This is a genomic window from Rubinisphaera italica, assembly GCF_007859715.1.
GTDB classification, from domain to species: Bacteria; Planctomycetota; Planctomycetia; order Planctomycetales; family Planctomycetaceae; genus Rubinisphaera; species Rubinisphaera italica.
In genome coordinates, this window is the sequence record NZ_SJPG01000001.1 from 1,114,413 (window position 1) to 1,135,444 (window position 21,032).

At 48.5% G+C, this 21,032-nt stretch carries 18 protein-coding genes; 6 read left to right on the plus strand and 12 right to left on the minus strand.

The window, feature by feature from the left end:
* Positions 1-3: 3 nt before the first annotated feature.
* The 7 genes from Pan54_RS04295 to Pan54_RS04325 form a co-directional block, all read right to left on the minus strand.
* A complete protein-coding gene (locus Pan54_RS04295) occupies positions 4-1,278 on the minus strand; it encodes an alpha/beta hydrolase family protein (RefSeq protein WP_165441575.1) in 1,275 nt (424 codons plus the stop codon).
* Between the two features lie 93 nt (positions 1,279-1,371).
* Positions 1,372-1,956: a hypothetical protein gene (locus Pan54_RS04300; protein WP_146502336.1), complete on the minus strand. Its 585-nt coding sequence runs from the start codon at positions 1,954-1,956 to the stop codon at positions 1,372-1,374.
* Between the two features lie 164 nt (positions 1,957-2,120).
* Positions 2,121-3,068 carry a prenyltransferase/squalene oxidase repeat-containing protein gene (locus Pan54_RS04305; RefSeq protein WP_146502337.1) on the minus strand — a complete coding sequence of 316 codons (948 nt, stop codon included), beginning with the start codon at positions 3,066-3,068 and terminating at the stop codon, positions 2,121-2,123.
* Positions 3,069-3,401: 333 nt separating this feature from the next.
* Positions 3,402-5,432 (minus strand): ABC transporter ATP-binding protein, encoded by a 2,031-nt coding sequence (locus Pan54_RS04310; protein ID WP_146502338.1) that lies wholly within the window; start codon positions 5,430-5,432, stop codon positions 3,402-3,404.
* 211 nt (positions 5,433-5,643) lie between these two features.
* Entirely contained in the window at positions 5,644-6,258 is a 615-nt protein-coding gene (locus tag Pan54_RS04315; protein WP_165441576.1) for a DUF1559 family PulG-like putative transporter, read from the minus strand.
* Positions 6,259-6,539: 281 nt separating this feature from the next.
* On the minus strand, positions 6,540-7,298 hold the full coding sequence (locus tag Pan54_RS04320) for a DUF1559 family PulG-like putative transporter (protein WP_146502340.1): 759 nt from the start codon (positions 7,296-7,298) through the stop codon (positions 6,540-6,542).
* A gap of 599 nt (positions 7,299-7,897) precedes the next feature.
* Entirely contained in the window at positions 7,898-8,212 is a 315-nt protein-coding gene (locus Pan54_RS04325) for a carbon storage regulator (RefSeq protein WP_146502341.1), read from the minus strand.
* Between the two features lie 709 nt (positions 8,213-8,921).
* Here Pan54_RS04325 and Pan54_RS04330 point away from each other — a divergent pair.
* The 3 genes from Pan54_RS04330 to Pan54_RS04340 all read left to right on the plus strand — a co-directional run bounded on the left by Pan54_RS04330 (position 8,922) and on the right by Pan54_RS04340 (position 10,792).
* Positions 8,922-9,230, plus strand: a complete 309-nt coding sequence (locus Pan54_RS04330; RefSeq protein WP_146502342.1) for a large ribosomal subunit protein bL28 — start codon at positions 8,922-8,924, stop codon at positions 9,228-9,230.
* A gap of 105 nt (positions 9,231-9,335) precedes the next feature.
* Complete coding sequence (gatC, locus tag Pan54_RS04335; protein WP_146502343.1) at positions 9,336-9,635, plus strand: Asp-tRNA(Asn)/Glu-tRNA(Gln) amidotransferase subunit GatC; 300 nt, start codon at positions 9,336-9,338, stop codon at positions 9,633-9,635.
* A gap of 149 nt (positions 9,636-9,784) precedes the next feature.
* Positions 9,785-10,792 (plus strand): hypothetical protein, encoded by a 1,008-nt coding sequence (locus Pan54_RS04340; RefSeq protein ID WP_146502344.1) that lies wholly within the window; start codon positions 9,785-9,787, stop codon positions 10,790-10,792.
* A 4-nt stretch (positions 10,793-10,796) separates the two neighbouring features.
* Here the strand turns inward: Pan54_RS04340 and Pan54_RS04345 are convergent, their stop codons facing one another.
* Positions 10,797-11,654, minus strand: coding sequence for a hypothetical protein (locus Pan54_RS04345; RefSeq protein ID WP_146502345.1), 858 nt, complete (start codon positions 11,652-11,654; stop codon positions 10,797-10,799).
* Positions 11,655-12,122: 468 nt separating this feature from the next.
* Complete coding sequence (locus Pan54_RS04350; protein WP_146502346.1) at positions 12,123-14,354, minus strand: hypothetical protein; 2,232 nt, start codon at positions 14,352-14,354, stop codon at positions 12,123-12,125.
* A 175-nt stretch (positions 14,355-14,529) separates the two neighbouring features.
* Here Pan54_RS04350 and Pan54_RS04355 point away from each other — a divergent pair, with 175 nt between their 5' ends.
* A complete protein-coding gene (locus tag Pan54_RS04355; RefSeq protein ID WP_146502347.1) occupies positions 14,530-15,099 on the plus strand; it encodes a peroxiredoxin in 570 nt (189 codons plus the stop codon).
* 94 nt (positions 15,100-15,193) lie between these two features.
* Here Pan54_RS04355 and Pan54_RS04360 read toward each other — a convergent pair whose 3' ends face one another.
* Complete coding sequence (locus Pan54_RS04360) at positions 15,194-16,129, minus strand: diacylglycerol/lipid kinase family protein (RefSeq protein WP_146502348.1); 936 nt, start codon at positions 16,127-16,129, stop codon at positions 15,194-15,196.
* A 153-nt stretch (positions 16,130-16,282) separates the two neighbouring features.
* Entirely contained in the window at positions 16,283-17,929 is a 1,647-nt protein-coding gene (locus Pan54_RS04365) for an NRAMP family divalent metal transporter (RefSeq protein ID WP_146502349.1), read from the minus strand.
* Positions 17,930-18,314: 385 nt separating this feature from the next.
* On the opposite strand from Pan54_RS04365, the gene Pan54_RS04370 reads away from it, so the two are divergent.
* On the plus strand, positions 18,315-18,593 hold the full coding sequence (locus Pan54_RS04370; protein WP_146502350.1) for a ferredoxin family protein: 279 nt from the start codon (positions 18,315-18,317) through the stop codon (positions 18,591-18,593).
* Between the two features lie 191 nt (positions 18,594-18,784).
* Entirely contained in the window at positions 18,785-20,581 is a 1,797-nt protein-coding gene (locus tag Pan54_RS04375) for an aspartate kinase (protein ID WP_146502351.1), read from the plus strand.
* A gap of 62 nt (positions 20,582-20,643) precedes the next feature.
* Here the strand turns inward: Pan54_RS04375 and Pan54_RS04380 are convergent, their stop codons facing one another.
* Positions 20,644-20,985: a hypothetical protein gene (locus tag Pan54_RS04380; protein WP_146502352.1), complete on the minus strand. Its 342-nt coding sequence runs from the start codon at positions 20,983-20,985 to the stop codon at positions 20,644-20,646.
* Between the last annotated feature and the right edge of the window lie 47 nt (positions 20,986-21,032).

Below are 21,032 nucleotides of genomic sequence, written 5' to 3' on the forward strand. Positions count from 1 at the left end.
ATTCTATTCATTATTAATAAGAGCTGGCTGAAACTGAACTGGCGTTGTGACCATCGCCCCCCGTTCATCAGTCATCGAGACGAACCAGGTATTTGCATTTCCAGGAGGTGAGGCGACTGTGATTTGATTCTTGTTAAATTCAGCGGGAACGCTCACCCAATCCCGTTTTGAACGGAGACCTTCGTCAGTCGTGTAATGCAGGGCAGCCGCTTTGAGAGGGAGATCACTTTTATATGTGACAATGATTTTACCATCCTCGTCCTTCAATTGATCCGGCACTGGCAAGGCGGGTTTGTTCAGGCAAAACGAATCAATAAAAATTCCGATCTCCTGCGGGGCCCAGCCAGCCGGGTGACTGTGACTCATTTTAACTTCAATCCGCATCTGTTTGAATCCGGGAACGACATCATAACTCTTCTGGTAACTGTCCAGAACATAATGAACATCGTTCGTCCCATTCACGAACAGAATGGGAACGTGGCAGTGAACCAGCAGACTGGAAGGATCGTATTCCTCAACCCATTTTTGACGTCGCTGCCCCAGTCGATCGATGGAAGGTTTCTGAACGGATTCCCCTTCATGCAGAAAACCGCAGCCGTAAACTGGCACTGCTGCTTTGAATCGATCATCCAGAGAAGCGACCAGGCAAGTTGTGTATCCACCCCAGCTGATGCCGGTAACACCGGTTTGTTCCGCATTGACTTCAGGAAACGACCGCAGCAACGAATGCGCCCGAATCACATTTGCAGCGGCATGATAAGGCCAGTCATCATCAGTCCCTCCACCGATGCTTTCAAATTTTTCGTTATGACTTTGATCCGGTCCACCGTTGGGTAACCGAGTACGGCCCGCTCTTCTAGAGGCCTGATTCTTCACCGGCAAACCGGTCGTGGCATCGTACACCGGATCGGGCGGTCGATGTCCCGAAAGATCCATCGCAATCGCGGCATAGCCCCGCTCAGCCCACAAATAAGCCCATTCTGCAAAGGCAGTTCCGCCACCACCATGAATCAAAACTACGCCAGGAAAGGTTTGGCCAGCCTTAGCTTTCCCCAATGTGATCGGAGAAGCATAGAACGCAAAAGCTTCTGTCGCATGTCCCTGGTACTCTTCGCCTGAATACAGAAGAGAATGCACGGGACCCGTTTGATCCACCCACTGCATTTCCGGAACCTGTTTCAGCTTTGTCAGGTTCCAGGGGCCAATTTTTTCATCGGCCTGAATGAGAGTTGAACAGCAAATGAATGCCAGAACTACGCAAAACAGACTTGAAAGCATATTAATGCATCGAGCGTTTGATATCACGATTACTCTCTCAGTATAAAGTTGACAGTACGAATTTATGACCAGATAACTATCAATCATAATAGCTTATTGATCCAACGGTTCATAGTTTTGCCGCGAACGATCTGGCCGATAGGTCAGCCAGCCTCCCAGAATACCGAACAACATCGCAAAATATTCGCGAATGATGACTTCAAATGCCACGCTATCTGGAGCAACGGGGATTGTAGAAACATCGATCCCTCCCAGTTTCTTGTCTGTTGGGGACATGGCTCCGATCCCCTTTCGTTTTCCATGCTGATCGAATTCCTGATACCACACAGCAGAATGGCCTCGCGCTGTATAAAAATATAAGCCAGGTATGTTTGGATTGATCGGCAAGAAATAGTCATAAATCAGGTCGGCAGTCGGATGGGAAAATCTTGGCAGTGTCGACATAAAACTTCGTTGGGGATCATCCAGATAGTGCATGCCCAGGGAGAGGATTAGAAAACCGATCCAGAAGGAGTGCCTGGGGGAGGGAGCTGAGATCATCAGGCAGATCGCCACAAGCATGATAATCGCAAAGGTCAGTGACACCCAGGAAGCCAGCGTATCCGAAGCAAAAAACAAGAGCACTCCCAGCACAACTAAACTGAGGGCAAAACTTCCCATTATGAGCAAATATTTCACGAGCCTGTCTGACGGTTTGAGATAACTTCGAGGTCTAACTCTGCTTCGTTATATATGATACTCATGTTCAGGCCTATTGAATAGGTCCGAGCCAATTCATACTCCAGCGTCGCTAGGGTGATTAACAATCACGCACGCCTCTTAACAGTGGTTGATCGATCTACTCAATCATCCTGTGCATTTGAAGCGGTCAGTCCGAGGACTCCGAGAGCATAATACGTGTATTCGACATCGGCCTGATCATCCCACAAGGCTGCTCGAAAGCCACCCGTTGGGAATTCAAGTCCCTGCTTCACGAAATCCTGAGCAGTAAATTGCAGGCCGCCAAGCTCAATTCCCAAATCTCTTTTGGTAACGAGGGCTGTGAAGGTCGACAGGACATCGCCAAAGGGAATCCGGGTATTAGCGGCGACTCCACCATCATCCTGCTCGACATCCTTCAGATAATCCCGAACATCAGCAATCAAAGCCGCATCGACTGCACCAAAAAGTTTTAATGTGGCCACTGCAGCCGCAGTCGGATTGGTGCCGCTGCGTCGCATCGGAGCAATCTCGACAAATCCACCATCATCGCGTTGACGATCGAACATGAAATCGACAATCCGTTCAGGAGATTCAATCGTGCGTCCCAGTAGATTGTGCGTCATCACCACCAGAAACGTTTGATAGGTACTTCCCAGTTTTCCTTCGGGACCTTTGGCAAACCCACCATCTTCGCGACGCAGAGAATTCAAGTCTGCAAAAACTCGATCCAACCATTCGGCAGCCGATGATTCTGAAAGAACATCTTCGCCACCTGCCAATTGAACCGCGACGGCACAGGAAATCCAGTTGAGGACATCGACAGGGCTGTAAGTTCGCTGTTGTTCCTGACGTAGATAGGTGCCAAGTCTTGCGAGTAATTCCTCATCCAGTTCGCCAATCAGCGAAAGGGCACGTACTGCAAAACCCGTATAGTAAAGATCGCTGTCGCCTTCCCGTCCCCGGAAGCCGCCATCTTCACATTGCTGAGCCAGCAGAAATGAGCGGTGTTTTTCCCAGCGTTCAGGCGGATATTTTCGCAAACCTGTTTGCAGAGACTCAGCGAGTTGGATGAGATATGGCAAAGACATCAATTGGCTTCTGGTACCCTGCAGGGTTTTGTTTTGGTCGTCGGATAACGGTAGTGCACTCCGTTGTCGTGCTCGACAGCATTCTCAACCTGAGTTTAATGCTATGAGGACCTGGCGGTGTAGTCGTTCACGGGAGGAACATTTACTGTACCGGATCATTCACTGCGATGCGACAGTTGAGCGATTTCGACAAGTTGCCACGGCTCTGTGAGCCGTGCTTGACACGCGTAATTCAAGAACACGGCTCACGGAGCGATGGCGCGTTTAATCTGATCAACACGTCCATTTCAGACAGGCTGGAAGCCTGTCCAACTCAAGAAAATACATCATCAATTATGCAGCTCGTTGTTTGACCTGAGCCTGGAACAGATTGTGATAGATCGGGCAGGTTTCGAGCAGTTGTTCGTGCTTCCCGCAGGCGATCATCTGGCCTTCATGCATTACGACGATTTTCGTGACCACATCGAGCAAAGTTCGATTCACAGCATGTGTCACGATGAAGGTTGTGCACTCTTTTCCGTAAGTTTTGAGGCCACTTTGAATCTCAAATTCACTTTGGGAGTCAATCGCTGAGGTCGCTTCGTCGAGAATCAGGATTGATGGTTTTCGAACTAAAGCCCGAGCCAGGGCGACGCGTTGTCGCTGACCACCAGACAGTCCAGTCCCTTTCTCGCCGACATTCGTTTCAAAACCATCTGGCAATTGTTCCAGAAACTGGGTCACGCCGGAAATTCGAGCAGCTTCTTCAACTTCTTCTCGGCTGGCATGAGGATTGCCATAGCGAATGTTCTCGTAAATTGAGGTGTTGAACAAAAACGTGTCCTGAGTCACGACACCGAGTTGAGATCGTAATTCTTTGGAAGGAACATCCTTGATATTGATTCCGTCAATCAGAATCTGACCATGGTCAGCATCGTAATAACGAGGCAGCAGATTGATCAGTGTCGATTTTCCCGAACCGTTTTCACCCACGACCACAACACACTCGCCGGCTTCAACTTGCAGAGAAACATCCCGCAGGGCATCCGGTCGGGGAGATCCATTCTTCGAAGCATACGCAAAATAAATATTTTCGAAAGCAATCTGTTTCGAATGACGTGGCAGAACTCGAGGATTATCTTTCTCTCTGATACGGGATTCCGATTCCAGCATTTGAGTCAGTCGATCAGCAGCTGCGACTGAGCGTTTGATTTTGGAATAGACGGTTGTAATTTTCCGCACTGGATCGACCGCTCCTACCAGGAAGGTGTAGAGGAGCATCAGAGTTGGAATATCGGGAGGAACATCCGCCAGTTGCACACCCCAGATCGAGGTCGATTTTCTCAGCAGCAGATACATACATGGCAACACGGTGACAAAGATCGCACAGATGCCCATCAGTTCCACGGAAGGATTCGTGATGGAATCGATCATATGGATTCTCATCGCTTTGCTGTAGTAAACGCGATTTTCCTTATGGAATTGACGGCGGTGCTGACGTTGATTGCCGAACGCAATGACAACACGCATCGCACTCAGGGTCTCTTCGAGAACCTGATAAATTCGCGACATGCTTTCCATCATCCGATGGCTGGCTTTTTTCAGCAGCTTGCCAAATCGGACAAACATGAAGCCTGCAATAGGGACAAACAGCAGCGACATCAGCGTCAATCGCCAGTTCACCATAAAGGCGAGGAAGAGACAGACAACCGCTTTCAACGGCTCCCGAGCCATCCGTCCGCCGACCAGCGATAATCCATGGGAAAGTTCATTCAAATCAAACGTAAACCGCGACATCAGCGCGGGCGTGCCTTCGAGGTTCAGTGTCTGGTAATCCTGCTTCAGACATTTGCGGAACATCGCTTTGCGGATATCGATGGTTGTCAATTCGACAACGCTGCCGACCAGAACACTCTGTCCGAATATACAGAAACCCTTTAGTACGGTCGCCAGGACCAGCAGGCCGAACAGTAATGCCACCGTATTGAATTGATCACTTGGCAGCCAGGGCAGAACATGGGCTTTGGACCAGTTCAGCCAGAGAATGCTGCGCGTTGCTTTGGAGATCCGCTCCTGATGTTCTGCTCGGGTTTCCAGCCGACTCAGACTCTGATTTTCCGACAATTCCCCTGATTCGAGTTCCTGATCGATTTCTTCAATCAGAGAAAGCGTGGCTTTATTTGACTGTTGAATTTCAACCAACTGATTGTCGACATAATCCTGCAGATTTCCGTCCATCAGAACAGTCGTAACAGGATAAACGACCGAAAGATTCGCTCCCCAGAAAACGCCAATCATGAAGGCGAAGAAAAACGAGAGAAAAATTCGAGCCCGATAGCGACGCAGATACGGCCAAACTTTAAAAAATCCCTCAATAACCGACATGAGTTCCCGCTTCCCTGCGATAATGTTGAAGTCATTCCCACCCAGTTCAGACCCTCATGGTCTGTTTCTGGTGAGTATTCGACTGAATGGTAATCTGAAAGTTCTGGGGATTATAAAAGTGAAAGCCGAATCGAGTCCAGATCATCTCGGGAGAGTGTTCTGAGAGGTTAAATTTGCAAATGGGCGGGTATGGTAGGATGGGATGAAAGTCTCAGAACTCTTCCTCTGTGATTTCTTCACCACCATTCCACGTAATCAAGGCGCGTAAGACTATTGGATCGATATCTTTGCTCAATTCCTGAGCGTGACCATCAGCGTAAAAGACATTGAAGCCCTCTTGGTGATGACTCGATGGTCCAGTCCCCAGCATCTCACGAGGGGGCTTATTGACATTGGAAAAGGGAATATCCCGCGGTTCGAGCCAGGCAATATCCATATCGGCTGCTTCTGTCAGCATGATGGTATTAGCTGTCCCGTCAGCTGCATTTATTTGGTCGAGAGTGACTGATGAGCCATCCGGGAAGAGCGTTTCTTCACCTGTGATGGTGAAATACGAAATCCCATTGTTCGGATAGTTGTCTTCGTCAGGACAGGCGAACTCAAGAATCTGGGTAGCAGCGAAGGGAAGATTTTCGGCTGAATCCCAGGTTTGTTCGGAGTTTATCTTTTGTTTAATGTTGAATTTATTCAATAAATCGAGAAGAGAATAACGCCAACTTAATAATCTGTTTCCCTCGGCATCCATTGTATAACTGATAGGAAGAGTACCACCGCTCATGCTCGTGTAATTATAGGTGGCATAACCAATAATTCTGAGGTTATTCATGCATGTATATCTCGTACCACCAGTACTGCGAGCTCCCATTGGGAGATACAAAATTAAGGGAATTAAGGCTACAAGATTAGGAAGGACGAGCAGGAAAAAGAGGAATTTATAATTCCAAGGTTCATATTCTGGGAGTTCGTTTTCATTGACATTTCTCATGGTTTCTTTCCCCCAGTACTCTGATCGTCAGGTTTCCAGAATCAATGATCCGAACTATGTCACGTTAATTTCTCATTCAATTGATCGTGATCAGACCGTTGGCATATTTGAAAAATGACGACTCAAAACTCCTCAGGAACTTTTTCTCCACCATTCCAGGTGATCAAAGCTCGCAGGACTTTTGGATCGATGTCTTTGCTTGTTAGCTTAGCATGGCCATCTGTATAAAAAATATTGAAGCCTTCATGGTGACTTGAAGGACCGATTCCCTTCATATCTTGAGGGGACTTATTGACGGCTGAAAAGGGAATATCACGTGGTTCCAGCCATGAGATATCCATGTCCGCAGCTTCAGTCAGCATAAGAGTATTGGTCATACCATCTGCTTCGGAAATTTGATCAAGCGTGACCGATGGCCCTTCCGGGAAGAGTGTTTCATCACCAGTGATTGTAAAATATGATGATCCATTTTCGGGGATTTCTGAATCTGTTGGGCAAATGAAAACCGTGATTTGAGTTTCAGAGTAATCCCTGTTTGTTTCTGAATCCCACGGTTTTTCTGGATCGATTAACCGCTTCAGGGCTGCGTTGTCCAGGAGATCGAGTAACGAGTATCTCCAACTGAGCAATCTGTTTCCCTGTGCGTCCAGTGAATAGCTGATCGGTAGAGCCCCATGATTTTGACTTGCGTAATTATGGTTAGCAATTCCCAGATTTCTGATGTTGTTCATGCATTGAAGCCTGCGTACATCTCGTCTGTGACCACTTTCAGGCAAAAAGAGACTAATTCCAACTGCGAAAACTACTAACGCAACGAGGCAGAGGGTTAAAATTCTCCAATTCTTAATCGACTGAGTTTTTATTGATTTGGAGTTATTCATCAGGATCTCCTGTCACCAGCCCTTGGTATTGAGGATGTGGAGTATTGATTCTATCGTGAAAATTCCACATCCCCAAACGCAAAGAAGCCAAGCCTCATGATTATTCGTATCAGAAGAGAGACGAAAAACCAGTCGCGGCTTGGCATCTTTAATGAACAACTGCAGTGTCTGCCCAGACATGCTGAGCTGATGTTTTGATCAAGTACGACAATGGAGTACGTGACAGATTTTTGACGAACCTGATTAAGCCCTGAAAGGGCACAACATCATGATGAGGAAAAAAGTCGGCGGTGCGTTGAACTGGAGACTCCTGCCTTCGGGTCAAGAATACGGCTGGAATTCAGGGTCGGGAATCGAGCCGCAAAGAAGTATATCTTCGGCAGGAAATCATCCAGTTCAAAAGGAGTCGCACACGCCGACGGGCCAAGTGGGCAGCCTGGCTCGTATTCGCTCGACAGTCTTTGAAAAAGATGTCGGACGCTCCTTAATGTCAGATTGCGTGGTTTTTTGGGAATTGTGTCGTGCACTCGATTTGGCCGTGAGGATCCGGATCAATTTCTCACAGAGCCGTTTCTGGCACACGACGTTTCCCGTGTCGGTTAGAGAGCCGACGCTTTTGAAGTCCGACGGCTGACAGTTTTCACACTGACAGGTTCCTCGTCTTCAACACGCTCGTTACGGCGGCACTCGGGAGAGGCGTCCGCGACGGCGTTGGTATCGGAATCGCTCGATTCCGATTCTTCCATCTTATAATTCTCGGCAAGTTTCGGATCGAGTTCGCCACGCATGACGCGGACATCGCTCGGGGCATCAATTCCGATTTTCACAGAACCAGGCCCGGTACGGATCACTTTGATCACGATATTTTCGCCGATTTGAATCAGTTGAGATTTTTTTCGTGTGAGAACTAACATCTTTCGTCTCCTTTTCGATGGCAACTGCTTTCTCAGCAGTGCACTTCCTGTTTAATTGGTTTCTCTCGTCTAAGGCTCAGTTGGGCTCCTTACTTCCCGTCTGAACGAAAATGACATAATGCAGACTGCGTGCCAAACTCTTCGGGATAATTGTGCTTTGTGTTTGGTTTGTGGTTGTAAGTGTTTTATATTTAGTGGTTTATGGTTTATTTTTAGTGTCGAAAAGATTGTTGGTAAGTCTGTCGGGAATGTAGTCATTACAAGTCTCAGCGAAGAAATTGCAGAATTGGGACACCGAAAATGACAAACGGGAGTCTCGCACGACGACCTGGCAGTTAAAATTCCTGCAATCGTTCGATTTGATACCAGCCGCAAGTTTTCCCATCGTTTAAGTAAGCGAAATTACAAGCACGAAGCGCAAGCGAGTGTGTTCAGGCCTGATTTTGACACACTCGCTTGCGCTTCGTGCTTGTATTTCTAATAGTTGCACAAAAGTGGTGTCCTTTCGTTCTCTTTTTGGCTACCGGTGTTGTCTTATGTTGGGTTACGGGTTCCGCTAACCCAACCTGCGGAGTTCTGTTGAGAGGAACCTCTAAAAATTAGGAGCACTCCAGCCTTGAATCTTTATGCCATTCTCATATATTCTGTGGCCCAAACGGAATTACGGAAATTACGTGTGCATTAGCAGCGGTTCGAGAAAGTTTTGGATATGAGTACTCACAAAAAACACAAACATGCCAAGCGGGACGCCTTGCGAGAGCTTTATGGCGACAATACTCCAGCTGTGGGCAATAGTCTCTCACAGCGTGGTAAACCGAAGTATCTCGGTGGTAACGGCCGTAAAACGACTGGAATTACTAAACGATACTTCCGTAAAAACTTGCAGCGGGTGCGACTGGTCGAAAATGGTGTCACTGTTCGACGCTGGGTTCCAGTCAGCATGATTCGTGCTGGCCTGATTCAAAAGCCAGTCGTCCGCGAGCCGTTCACTTTGCCGGAACTCGAAGGCGATTCCTGAATTATTCCTTAGAGGAAGCCGTTACGATACGCTGCACTGGCAGAGCCAGTGGCACACGCAATTGAGCGTCGTGAGGGAACCTTCTTTCAGGAATTAGTATCAACTATGTCGAATATTTCACTCGATGATGTCCGCAAAGTCGCCCAGTTGGCGAATTTGACCTTCAACGAAGATGAGCTTGTCGAAATGCAGGCTCATCTGGCGAAGACGATTGGCTACGTCGAAATCCTCAATCAGGTTGAGACCGAAAACGTAGCTCCAATGGCTCATCCAATTGATGTGGTCGATGTTTTTCGCGACGATGTCCTCACCCCCATGCTTTCCCGGGAAGAGGCTCTGCAAAATGCTCCCAAGACCGACGGTCAGTACTTCGTCGTTCCGGCTATTCTGGATGCTGGCGAATAATTCAGCGTCAATACTTTTTTCCGACGAAGCTGCTGTGGAATTATGAATTCTGTAGACGTGATCTTGGATTCAGGGTGGCATCAGTTTAGAATTTAAATAGCGAACTTATTTACGCTCATTGCAATTCTTCACCTCCGGGAGCCAATCAGATGACGGATGGTCAATCGCCATTGATTGATTTCACTGCAAGACCTGCTTCAACTGTGTGGGAACAGATTGTCTGCCCTGCTGCACCAAATCTGATTTTCTGGTGCTGGTTCAAGCCGGTCAATTTTCCGCATGGGGTGGTCGTTTTATTTCCACAAGAAATCGATCGCAGTCAAATTCCTAATCTGACAATGCGAGCCATCCTACAGGCGATCGGCCTCAATTTTCAGCAGGTCACGTCCTGGGCATTGAATGGAATGACATTCGAGGCGGCTCAAGGATCAAATCCTCTGCTGGATCAATCATTGCCGCCTGCGATTCCCGGGGGTGATCCTCAAGTATACATCGCCTGTCATGTTCCAGTGGCCCCGATGATGCCTGTGGCTCCTCAAATGATGCAGCCCGAAGCGAATATGACAATGCCTGCGTTCGGCACGACGCGAGCACTCTCTCAGGGAATTAATCGGGTGCCCTCGGTGATTGAATTGGAGTGGCTGGAAGGGATGCATGCCGAGTGGAATTCCAGTGTGATGATTGAAGCTGATTTACTGCGTCAACGTAAAAAGATCGTCGATGTCTCTGCCCGCCTGAAATCGCTCAATCGGGATTTGAATACGGATGAGCGGACTTATTCAAGTTCTCAGGACAAGAAAGACTGGCAGGATGCCCGCCGCTGGCTGCGAGACTGCGGCACTAAGCTGGCTCGTTGCCTGAAAGATTACGACATCGGCTTTACCAGTTCGGCTGGGCAACGAACCTGGTTTGAAGAGACTTACGAACAGTTTGTCGAGAAAAAGCTGCCTTTCGATGGGATGGAGCAGGCTTTTCGGGATTACCAGATTTATCACAAGTCGCTGCAGAATCTCAACAGCAGCATGAAGTCAGCCGTGCAATATGCGATGCAAAATGGCGAACGAAAAGCTCAACGTGTGATCAATACAATTCAGTCGAAAGTCCGAGAAGGAAATGCGAAAAAATCCTTCATGGGTGTGATCAGTGGAACGCAGTAATTGATCAGGCGGCTTTCTGGGTGTTCTCGCCCTGTTCATTCTCACAGCGGAAGGCATGTTCGGCGAAGACTTCTGTCGCAGAGCGACCGCTTTTGCCTCGTACGCCTATCAGTGTTAATAAACGACGACGTGTTTGGCGGAATGGCACGGCTACTTTTCGATGGGCTCGAATCCACCAGGGTTGAGTCGCGAATTTCGTTAAGCCAAGTTCTTTAACCTGTTCCGGGCGGTGCCGTTTGACGTGCTTGGTCAGGTGGTAGAGATCGGAATTTTGCAGCAACCTCAGCAAGGTTCTTGAGAACGGCATTCTGAAAATGCGATCTGGAGCGGAATAATAGCTGATCTGGAAGTCGATCAGGTACGGTTTGGCATCATCGCCCACGAGAATATTTTCCCGTTTGTGAAGATCGACATAAGCAAAGCCTTTTTTGTGGACCGCTTTGAGGATTCGGAGCAATCCCGGAAAGAAGTCTTCGTTGACTTCTTCATTGTTCCCCAAAGGATGACCCGGAACAAATTGATGGGCGACCACATTGGGCAGGGTTCTGCCGTTCCGAGCAATTTTATCACAGCCGGAGGCTATCCCCTCAATTCCTGCCAGTGTGCTATAAGCAAAAGCTTCTCGATTGGCGAGAAAGCGTCCCAGCCATTTCATTGGAAAGCCGTAAATCGACTGGGAACGGTTCATTTTACAAACCGCATCGAATTCATTGCCCCGATAAAGAGCCGTCGCGGCCCAAGAATCGTGTTTGAAAACTTCATCACGCTTGAAAATCTCTCCATCAATCAGAAGTTCTCCTGGAGGATCCTGATTTCCTAATGCCCGCAAGACAGCCGGTCGAGGTTTTACGGTACGTTCCATCGTTTCGTGCATTTCTGTAATGAAATTGAGGCGATCTGCGGGAGCAAACAGATCGCTATCAGTATTTTAAGCGTCCATGCGACCGCAAGTGGTAGAGCATAAAGCTCTTCCGTCAGAGGAAGTGAATGAAAATGAGTTTTGGGCTTATATGCTTTCCAGTAAAATGAGTCCAGATCATTCTTGTATGGGATATATTCGAATACACTTATGCCGGAACTAAACCAGGTTCAATTTGAAAACCGGAGAAATTCATCAAGCTGCAAAGAGACCGGTACGCAACCGTTGAACGACTAAAAAAACAATTGAACCCGGGTGGCGGGGGCGCTCTCGAAGAGAAGCCCCCGAATCGTTGGACTTTCGGGGGCTTCCGCTAAAGCGGAGCGCCCCCGCCACCCGTGAGATCCTGATTCAATAGGTTATCGGAAATCCGGTTTCCATTTGGAACGGGGTTTAAGCATTTTATTTTAACTATTCCACGCTTAGTTTATCGAGCAGGGGGGCGAAATAGCTTTGGAAGCGGGCGGTCATCGGGGCTTCGAGAGAGAGAGATTGAACAGCGTTACCTGTTAAACTGGGAGACATTTGTCCGCCAGTCATCTCTGCCATGGCTGTCATGACTCCTGACTTATTTTCGATGAAGGACTTGTCATCGGCTTTCCAGAGTATTTCTGGAAGATCCAGCGACTGGCCTACGTCGACGAGCAAGATGGAATCGGGCATGGCATAAATGACGAGTTCGGCATCGGTTGGGTAACCGATCTCTTTCACCCCCCAGGGACGTTCCCATTTGACGGTAATACGCTCGTAAATCTGTTCGGGGATTTGAGGTTTTTCGCTGGAATCGTTCAGATAAGCCAAAGCCCGGCAATTACGTCCGGTAAAATTGGCAATGGCTTCGGCTTCTGCCGGGAAATTTTCCAGCAACCGCAAGCGAAAGGCCTCCTGTTGCAGCTCAACAGATTTTTGAGAGTCTTTGCGGTAATACAAAGCAAGCTCAATGAGCAGTTCTTCTGCTTCGGGGACTAGCGGAGAAATTTGTGCGTTCCAGCGATAGAGCACTTTCAGCATTTCGTTGACGCGAGGATCGGTTGGATCCAGGTCAGGTGGTGCGAATTCTTTCAGTAAGGCTTGGCGGGATTCGCTGGTCAGCTCCTGCAATTCTTTTTGAAAATCTTCTTCTGAGAGAGAAAGTGGAATCGAATTTCTTAATCCAGATTCGGAGAGACGCTGCTGGGCTTCGGTTGGAGTTTGTTGTCGAACATTAATTAAAAAGGCCGTCATTGACTGCAGAATTTCGCGATCCTGCTGTTCTGGTTTCGATTTCCGTGAAGTGCCCGTTTTTGAGAGAGTGGAGAACTGCAATCCGAGATGTTCCTGGACTGCTTTCCGCCATTTGTCTGCCTCTGATGTTTTTTGTCCATGAGCAGACTCGTGAAAATGCTTTTCGAGCAACTCGAGAATCTGTCGCCGTTCTTCTTCCGTCAATAACTCGGTATGCACATGACTTCTGGAAATCGCTTTGCCTGCAGAGATTGCTCGATACAGGGCGAGCCGATCGTATTCATTCCGAAGTTCGAGCCGGGTGATTTCTTTCATCGCCGATTGAATACTCGCCCGCGAAGCTGGCAACGTGGCTGCCATTTGCGTCACTTCAACACCGTAACACCAGTTGGCGTCGCGATGTCGGAAGTCTCCGCCATAAATCCCTGCGACTTCATAGCCGATGACTCGAATCAGACTTTGCAGCATGCCGATCGCCTGTTGATCGATGATGCGAGAGGCGATTTTCTTCGCCCCAAATTTTCCCAACTCAGCCGCTCCCCACCATAAGCCTAATGTGACAGGGTTGATGCTCGTCACGACTCGTCCAAACAGCAAACCTTTAGAAGCCCAGTCGATATACGGCGAAGCTTTCACGTAGTTGCCGTAAACTTTGACCGCATGTCGTACGGTGTCGTAAGTTTGCTGAATGTTATACGCTTTGAGATCAATCGGGAGTTGATCCATAACGACCAGTAAGTGCAGTCCAATTCGGTTGATCGCTCTGGCAAGTTGCTCGGGCGAAGTACTTAGTAGTGGATTTTTAAGGTTGGGCTGATAGACATGAGCGATGTCAGTGACCAATGTCATCATATCATCGCGAAACAGTTGCGTTTCGAATTGCCCCTGGGGTGCGTAATAATTTTTACGAATCCGCTCATAAACGACTTCGGCCTGCTTATCCAGTATTTTCGCGACTTCGCGATCAAGCTGAATGTACTGAGCGCGATTTTTTTTTCCGATCACGCCCATCATATCGAGTGGATCGCGTGCATCGATCTGGCCATCGCGAATATCGATAAACTCCGGTGTGTCCAGCCACTCGTGGATGACGCGATAACGGTCCGCCAGTTTTCGGGACATATTGTCGACTCGTGTTGCTTCGACTTCGAGGTCCCGCTGGATTTCACGGCGATAGGATTCGAAATCGGTCTTCGCCTGTTGAAAATCTTTGAGTTCGGGAGTGCGGGAGAGATCGATGATTCGATCGCGAGAGCGATACAGAAACAGCAGAAATCCACACTGAACGAACGCGACTAAGAGCAATCCAATCGTGATCAGATCCAATGAAAATGATCCAGCAATACCTCGCGCAATCAGAATGCCCACAGCAATGCAAAGCGTGCAGGCCGAGAAGATGTAAGTGAAGCGGAAAAACATTCGGAATCCTGATTGGAAAATCTTTGAATAAAACTACAGAAGTCCTCTGTCTGCAAGTTACAACGAAGACATTAGAAATGGTAGAGTGATAATCGATCTGAATTTGAATCCTTCCTCTGCAGTTGTTATTTGTGGTGGAAGTTACTTCCAACCAATTTCCAAAGGAACAGGTACGATGCTTCGTTTATTCACTGCGATGGTTTTCAGCGGTATGATTTGTTTTTCAGGTATTGCTCAGGCAGCTTCTCCAAATGTTGGCGATGCTGCTCCCAAATTTTCATCCAAGGATGATCAGGGAAAAGAATGGAAGTCGACCGATCATGTCGGCAAAAAAATTCTTGTCGTTTACTTCTACCCGGCTGACATGACTGGCGGCTGTACAAAACAGGCTTGTGGCTTTCGTGATGACATGGCCAAGCTGAACGATGCCGATGTCGAAGTTGTCGGCGTGAGTGGCGATACTGTCGAATCGCATCAACTCTTCAAGAAAGTACACGACTTGAACTTTACTCTGCTCGCCGATACCGATGGCAGTGTCGCCGAGGCATTTGGAGTGCCGACAAAATCCGGTGGCAGCATCGAACGAGAAGTTGAAGGGATCAATCATGTTTTGACACGAGGCGTGACCGCCTCCCGCTGGACGTTCGTCATCGATCAGTCTGGAAAGATTGCTTATAAAGATACTTCTGTAAATGCCGCAGAAGACAGCAAGACAATTATTGAGACAGTCAATAAACTTCAGTAATTGCAAAAATAAAATAAGAACCGCAGATGAACACGGATGGACGCAGATGTTAAGTACTGTGTTGATCTGTTTTTACTGCGGTTATTTTATTTGATTACTCAGCTGCGAAATTTTGCACATAAATTTGTACAAGTTTTGAATTCGCCGCTTGTTCAGGAACGATCAGTTCAAGAGCCTTTGGGAGCACTCGGAATTCGAGCGGGGTTTCCGCGATGGGGTCGCCATCAGCTTGAATCGGAACTGCACTGGAAGAAGTCAGTTTTACCATTTGTGAACTGAAGCGATGAATATTGGTCGAGGTGATTTCGCCAGACAGAAAGCCTTGTAGGGAATGGCGGATGAGGCGCAGGGCAGTGATGTTTCGAAAGAGGCAAATGTCGAGCAGCCCATCATTATCAATCGCATCGGGATTGACTGGCAGGTTCGAAGCATAGCGTGAGACATTCGAAACCACGGCCAGTTCACAGGAGAAGGGTTTTGGCAGATCGGGTGATGTTGCAACCAGTTCGATGCGTTTTCGATGGAAAATTGTTTCCAGAATCGGTCGGATGTAGTGCAGTTTTGTAATTCGACCTTGCCGGGCTTCGTGAGCTTTTTTAACAACCGTGGCGTCGAATCCACAACTGGCCATGACCGCAAAACGTTTTTGACCGGCTAGTCCGAGGTCGATATTGCGTGTATGCCCGGCAGCAATCATCTCAGCAACCAGCGCCCCATTTCGGGGGATTTCATATTGCTTAGCAAGTAAATTTTCCGTTCCCATTGCCAGAATCGTTAATGGGATTCCGGGAAAGCGATTGATCAGATCATCGACCGTCCCATCTCCACCAGCCGCGACGAGACACCGGGTTTGTGCGCGAAAGGATTCCTGCTTTAAGTCCTCAGCCATCATTTCGCGATTGCCGTAGACACAGGGGGCGTACCCCAGCTCTTCCAGCCGTTGAGTCAGTCGCTGCAATTGCGGCTCACGCAGCCCGGACCCGGACATCGGATTCTTCTGGATAACAACTTTTCGAGGTTGAGTATTCATGTCACATTTTCTGCAGGGTATGAAGCAAAATTGTGACAAGTGGCTAACAGGACTACAAGCACGAAGCGCAAGCGAGTGTGTTGGGTTCGTTATAAACACACTCGCTTGCGCTTCGTGCTTGTAATGTTTTTGAAAATAATTATTCCCTGAATTTTACATAAAGTATTTGCTGATCAGTGAGCCGAAGTTTTCATATGCACCCCAGGCACCTGTGATGAAGAAACTGACGCAGGAGACGAGCAGGCAGATATCGAACCATATTGAAGGCTTTAATCGGTCTTCGGTTTGCCAGTAACGGAAGAACAGGGCTCCGACTCCCAGCATGGGAAGCAATAACGCCTGCATGATGCCTGCTGCCAGAACTGCGACATCGGGCTTGATGTTCGTACAGAAAATAATCAGGCAGAGGATCGGCAGGATGCAGCCGAGTGTTGAGATGGATCGCCAGTGTTTGACACGGTCACCTCGCGGTATCCAGCCAAGGAGCTTGAAGAGGTCTGTATAAGTTCGCGTGTGGCCCGCATTGGCAACCAGGAAGGTCGAGTAGAGCACGGCGATCGCACCAATCAGGAACATCCAGGAGGCGTATTCACCGAACATCGGATCGTAAGCCTCTGCAAGTGTGCTCGTCATTCGCATCCCTTCCGGGTCACGTCCGAAGCGATAGAGAACGGCGACGCCGATTAAATAAAAGGCAACAGTCGCAACGGTGTAGACAATCATCGAAAGAAAAACATCGACGTGCATCACCCTGAGCCAGCCTTTGGCGCGTTTGTACCACGCATCGGTGCCATCGTGGGGACCCGTATGCAAAGCGTATCCTTTTTCCAGGCACCAGTAGGGATACGAAACCAGTTCCGCTGCTCCGACACCGATAATTCCAAATGCCGCGAGCGCGGTTGCAAGTGCTCTTCCATCCTTAGTTGCACTGGGAAGTCCGAAGGAAAGTCCGTTCAGGATTTCTGTGCTGGAGAGATGCCATTCGACCGTCGACTGCAGTGCGACAAAGTTGCCGATTGTGATAAAGGTAAACATCACAACAAGCACAGTCGTCAGGTTTTGAATCAGCCCGTAACGTCCGTTGTAAAGTAGACCAACGGTGATTAAAGCAGCCGCGAGGGCCCAGTATTTGTCGTCGTAGGTATAGGGATCAATTAACTTTTCATTGTTTTCGACCTGGGTGACAGCATTGGAACCACGTTCGCCTAGTTCAGAAAGTCGAGCACGAAGCAGTTTTCCGCCTTCAATAATCCGTTGTCGTTCCCCTTCAGGCAATGAGGTAAACGCTTCCGGATTGTTTTCTCGAGTCTCTTCCCAGTCGAGCATCCAGCGGATTTCTTTTTCGGAAGGAATTTCGATCGCGGCTCGGTAATCTCCCGTTAACGGCATCGCAATCGCGGCTGCCTGTCCAACGCCGCCGACAATTCCACCTAATTGAACAATGCCGGAAATCATCATTGCCAGCCAGAACCAGACGATCCAGTTCAGTGAGAGAAAACGACCGGGGACCTGATTTAAAGCTTGCAGAGCAGTTTGGCCATGAATAATTGTGTGCCGTCCCAGTTCGATTTGAACGAAGACTTTGATCACACAGCCGAGAATGATCAGCCAGAGCAGTGTGATGCCGGCTTGTGCTCCGGTTTTCGTCGTTGCAATCAATTCCCCAGATCCGACAATACTGCCCGCAATAATCAATCCAGGACCTAACTGGAGCAGGGTTTTCCAGAACGTCGTAGGAGCATCGCGAATACACGATTCAGGACGGATATCAACGGGCGGCAGGTCTTCGACAGATTTCATTGGTGGTTTGTGGTCTAAGGCCAGGGACAAGGGAATTTGAGAGTGAGGATCCAATTCTCAGAACGGGAATTTCTCACTCAGGAATTGCATAAACATAAATCGATGTCTTGCTTATAGCGAGACTCCGACCTGAACGCAAATTCGCTTCAGATTCGTGGCGAAAATGGTCAGAAAGTGAACCATTTTTTGAGATTGAATGTCAGTTGGTACAGTTCTTCCAGCTCATCTTGAATTCCATTGAAGTGGAGACTAGCATTACGAACGATGTAGTAAGAGAGTGTTCCATTTGCACTCCCATCATCTCAAGTCCGACCCCTTGCAGTATTTACGTAAGTAGGGTTTGAAGTATTGTTTAACGGACCTGTTGTTCATTGAAGGAACAGTCATGCCACATATCGTCTGCGAACCATGTAATAACTGCAAATATACAGACTGCGTCGTGGTCTGCCCGGTCGAGTGTTTCTATGAAGGTGAAACGATGCTTTACATTCATCCAGATGAATGTATCGATTGCGAAGCCTGCGTGCCAGAATGTCCCGTTGAAGCGATTTTCCACGAGGACAACATCCCTGACGAATGGAAAAACTATATCGAGATTAACGCAGAAAAATCTCAGGATGCTCCTGTGATTACTGAGAAGAAAGAACCACTGGCCGACAGTTAAGCCGGTTTTGAGTTCAATAATTCACGCAAGGTCAGCTCTCCAGCTTTGGGGGGCTGATTTTTTTTGTGTTCGAAGCCAACTGCATATTTCTGGATGGATGAAGTTAAGGTGAGCATCTGATATTCTTCGTGCTTGTGATTGGAATGAACTATTAATAATGAAAAACTTGACCGAGTCCATTGGAGTCATTTGTGTCGATTATTGTGCAGAAGTTTGGGGGAACGAGTGTGGCGACAGCGGAAAAGATCCGTAATGCCGCCAGCCGAGCCATTGCCGCGAAAAAAGCTGGTCATCAAGTTGTTGTTGTGGTGAGTGCCCGAGGCAAAAAGACCGATGAACTGGTTGATCTGGCCACGGAAATTACCGGCACACCCTCTCCGCGCGAAATGGACGTTCTCCTCAGCACGGGAGAGCAGGAAACGATTGCCCTGATGGCGATGGCGATTCACACTCTGGGTGAAAAAGCAGTCAGTCTGACCGGCCCGCAAATCGGCATTATGACTGATGAAGCAAGCACGAAAGCCCGTATCCGTCAAATCAAGACAGGTCGAATTCACGATTTGCTCGATGCCGGCAATATCATTGTCGCAGCCGGATTTCAGGGGCATGATCAAATCGGTAATATCACAACTTTGGGCCGTGGCGGAAGTGATACAACAGCAACTGCCCTGGCTGCTGTGCTGAATGCTTCGCTGTGTGAAATCTACACGGATGTTGAAGGAGTTTTCACGACCGATCCCCGCATTGTCGCTGAAGCTCGGCAGGTTCATCAGATTTCTTACGACGAAATGCTTGAACTCGCCAGTCTCGGTGCAGGGGTGATGCATTCCCGTTCGATTGAATTTGCCAAAAAATATCGAGTTCCGTTACGTGTCCGACCTTCGTTTAATGAGGGAAGCGGAACTCTCATCAGCCTGCAACCACTGGATCCGACACCTGTTGTGACCGGAGTCGCTCTGGTGAAAAATGAGCTGAGGGTCAGTCTGTACAATGTGCCAGATCGTCCCGGTGTGATGAGCCTCATCTTTGAGAAGATGGCCGCTCGAAAAATCCCCATCGATCTGGTTGTTCAGGATATCGCTGAAGGAGGGACTGCCGAAATCTCCTTCACTGTTCCAAAGGATGATTTTGCAGAGGCTGTTACTGCAGCTGAGGAAGCTGTGGAAATACTGGGGCAGGGCAAAGTCCGTCACGGCACACAGTTGGCGAAAGTATCGATTGTCGGCAGCGGAATGCAGACTCACACCGGTGTCGCGGCTCAGTTATTTCAAACATTGGCCAGTCATGGAATCAATGTGCTGATGATTTCAACTGGGGATATCAAAATCTCTGTTCTGATCGATGCCGATCGAGCACTCGATGCCGTCAAAGCAATTCACAATGATTTCGGATTGGACAAGCTGGAAATTCCGAAACCGCATGTTGGGGAATCTTTAAAAGGTGTTTCGGTCGAAACTCATCCACTTGACGAAAAGCGGGAACGGGAAGTCGTGTTGCGACTGGCAAACATGGAAGATATAGTCGTCAGCGATGTGATCGTCGATACAACTCAGGCACGAGTGACAATTAAGAATCTCGTCGATAAAGCTGGAATAGCAGCGAACCTGTTTTCTGTGGTGGCAGAAGGGGGCGTGATGGTCGATATGATCGTCCAGAACGTGAGTCAGAAGGGCCGAACGAATATCACCTTCACAATTCCAGCTAACGATTTGGAAAAATGCCTGAAGCTGGTGAAAAATGCGGTTGAGATGGATGGCGAAGTGACTTTAACCCACGATGCTGAAATTGCGAAAATTTCAGTCGCAGGCATTGGGCTTCGCAGTCACACCGGCGTTGGCGAAAAAATGTTCCGCACATTGTCCGATCATGACATCAACATCTTACTGGTTGGCGCAAGTGAAATGCGGATGACGGCTGTCATCAATAAATCGCAGGCCAATGCAGCCGAAAAAGCATTGTGTGAAATGTTTTTGGGGCCTGAAATATAAAAAAGGCGAGCCGAGCCAGTCATGGCTCGGGTCGCCTTATCAAGTAATTGAAATCACTCTGATTATTCAGGAATAAATGTTGTGGTCGGTTCGGCGACTTTACGATAGCCGAGGTCACGAATCACTTCCAGTACTTCGCTCCAGGTGGGGAACTGACGGCCGCTGCGACGTTTGTAATCATCGATCGCTCGCATGAATTCCACTTCGTCACCAGAGTAATCGCGTTCGCAGGTTGTGGGATCAATCTGACGTCGTCGTTCGACTTTGCGGCGGTCTTCTCCTCGGTCTTCGGTTTCCTCGCGAATTTGTTTTTTGCTTTCAGTCCCTCGACGTTCCGCCATGGCCCGGCGTAATTTTGATCGGCGATCGGCGACGAGTTCGTTGCTCGTAACTTCCTTCAGCATTGTCCACCTCATTGTGGTCAGAGTTCGTATGCGTCCTCCTGCGCCGA

Bases quoted from the DNA above. Each gene is read 5' to 3' on its own strand.
- Pan54_RS04295 (WP_165441575.1), bottom strand. From the start codon at position 1,278: ATGCTTTCAAGTCTGTTTTGCGTAGTTCTGGCATTCATTTGCTGTTCA.
- Pan54_RS04305 (WP_146502337.1), bottom strand. From the start codon at position 3,068: ATGTCTTTGCCATATCTCATCCAACTCGCTGAGTCTCTGCAAACAGGT.
- Pan54_RS04310 (WP_146502338.1), bottom strand. From the start codon at position 5,432: ATGTCGGTTATTGAGGGATTTTTTAAAGTTTGGCCGTATCTGCGTCGC.
- Pan54_RS04315 (WP_165441576.1), bottom strand. From the start codon at position 6,258: ATGAATAACCTCAGAATTATTGGTTATGCCACCTATAATTACACGAGC.
- Pan54_RS04320 (WP_146502340.1), bottom strand. From the start codon at position 7,298: ATGAATAACTCCAAATCAATAAAAACTCAGTCGATTAAGAATTGGAGA.
- Pan54_RS04325 (WP_146502341.1), bottom strand. From the start codon at position 8,212: ATGTTAGTTCTCACACGAAAAAAATCTCAACTGATTCAAATCGGCGAA.
- Pan54_RS04330 (WP_146502342.1), top strand. From the start codon at position 8,922: ATGAGTACTCACAAAAAACACAAACATGCCAAGCGGGACGCCTTGCGA.
- gatC (WP_146502343.1), top strand. From the start codon at position 9,336: ATGTCGAATATTTCACTCGATGATGTCCGCAAAGTCGCCCAGTTGGCG.
- Pan54_RS04340 (WP_146502344.1), top strand. From the start codon at position 9,785: ATGACGGATGGTCAATCGCCATTGATTGATTTCACTGCAAGACCTGCT.
- Pan54_RS04345 (WP_146502345.1), bottom strand. From the start codon at position 11,654: ATGGAACGTACCGTAAAACCTCGACCGGCTGTCTTGCGGGCATTAGGA.
- Pan54_RS04350 (WP_146502346.1), bottom strand. From the start codon at position 14,354: ATGTTTTTCCGCTTCACTTACATCTTCTCGGCCTGCACGCTTTGCATT.
- Pan54_RS04355 (WP_146502347.1), top strand. From the start codon at position 14,530: ATGCTTCGTTTATTCACTGCGATGGTTTTCAGCGGTATGATTTGTTTT.
- Pan54_RS04360 (WP_146502348.1), bottom strand. From the start codon at position 16,129: ATGAATACTCAACCTCGAAAAGTTGTTATCCAGAAGAATCCGATGTCC.
- Pan54_RS04365 (WP_146502349.1), bottom strand. From the start codon at position 17,929: ATGAAATCTGTCGAAGACCTGCCGCCCGTTGATATCCGTCCTGAATCG.
- Pan54_RS04370 (WP_146502350.1), top strand. From the start codon at position 18,315: ATGCCACATATCGTCTGCGAACCATGTAATAACTGCAAATATACAGAC.
- Pan54_RS04380 (WP_146502352.1), bottom strand. From the start codon at position 20,985: ATGCTGAAGGAAGTTACGAGCAACGAACTCGTCGCCGATCGCCGATCA.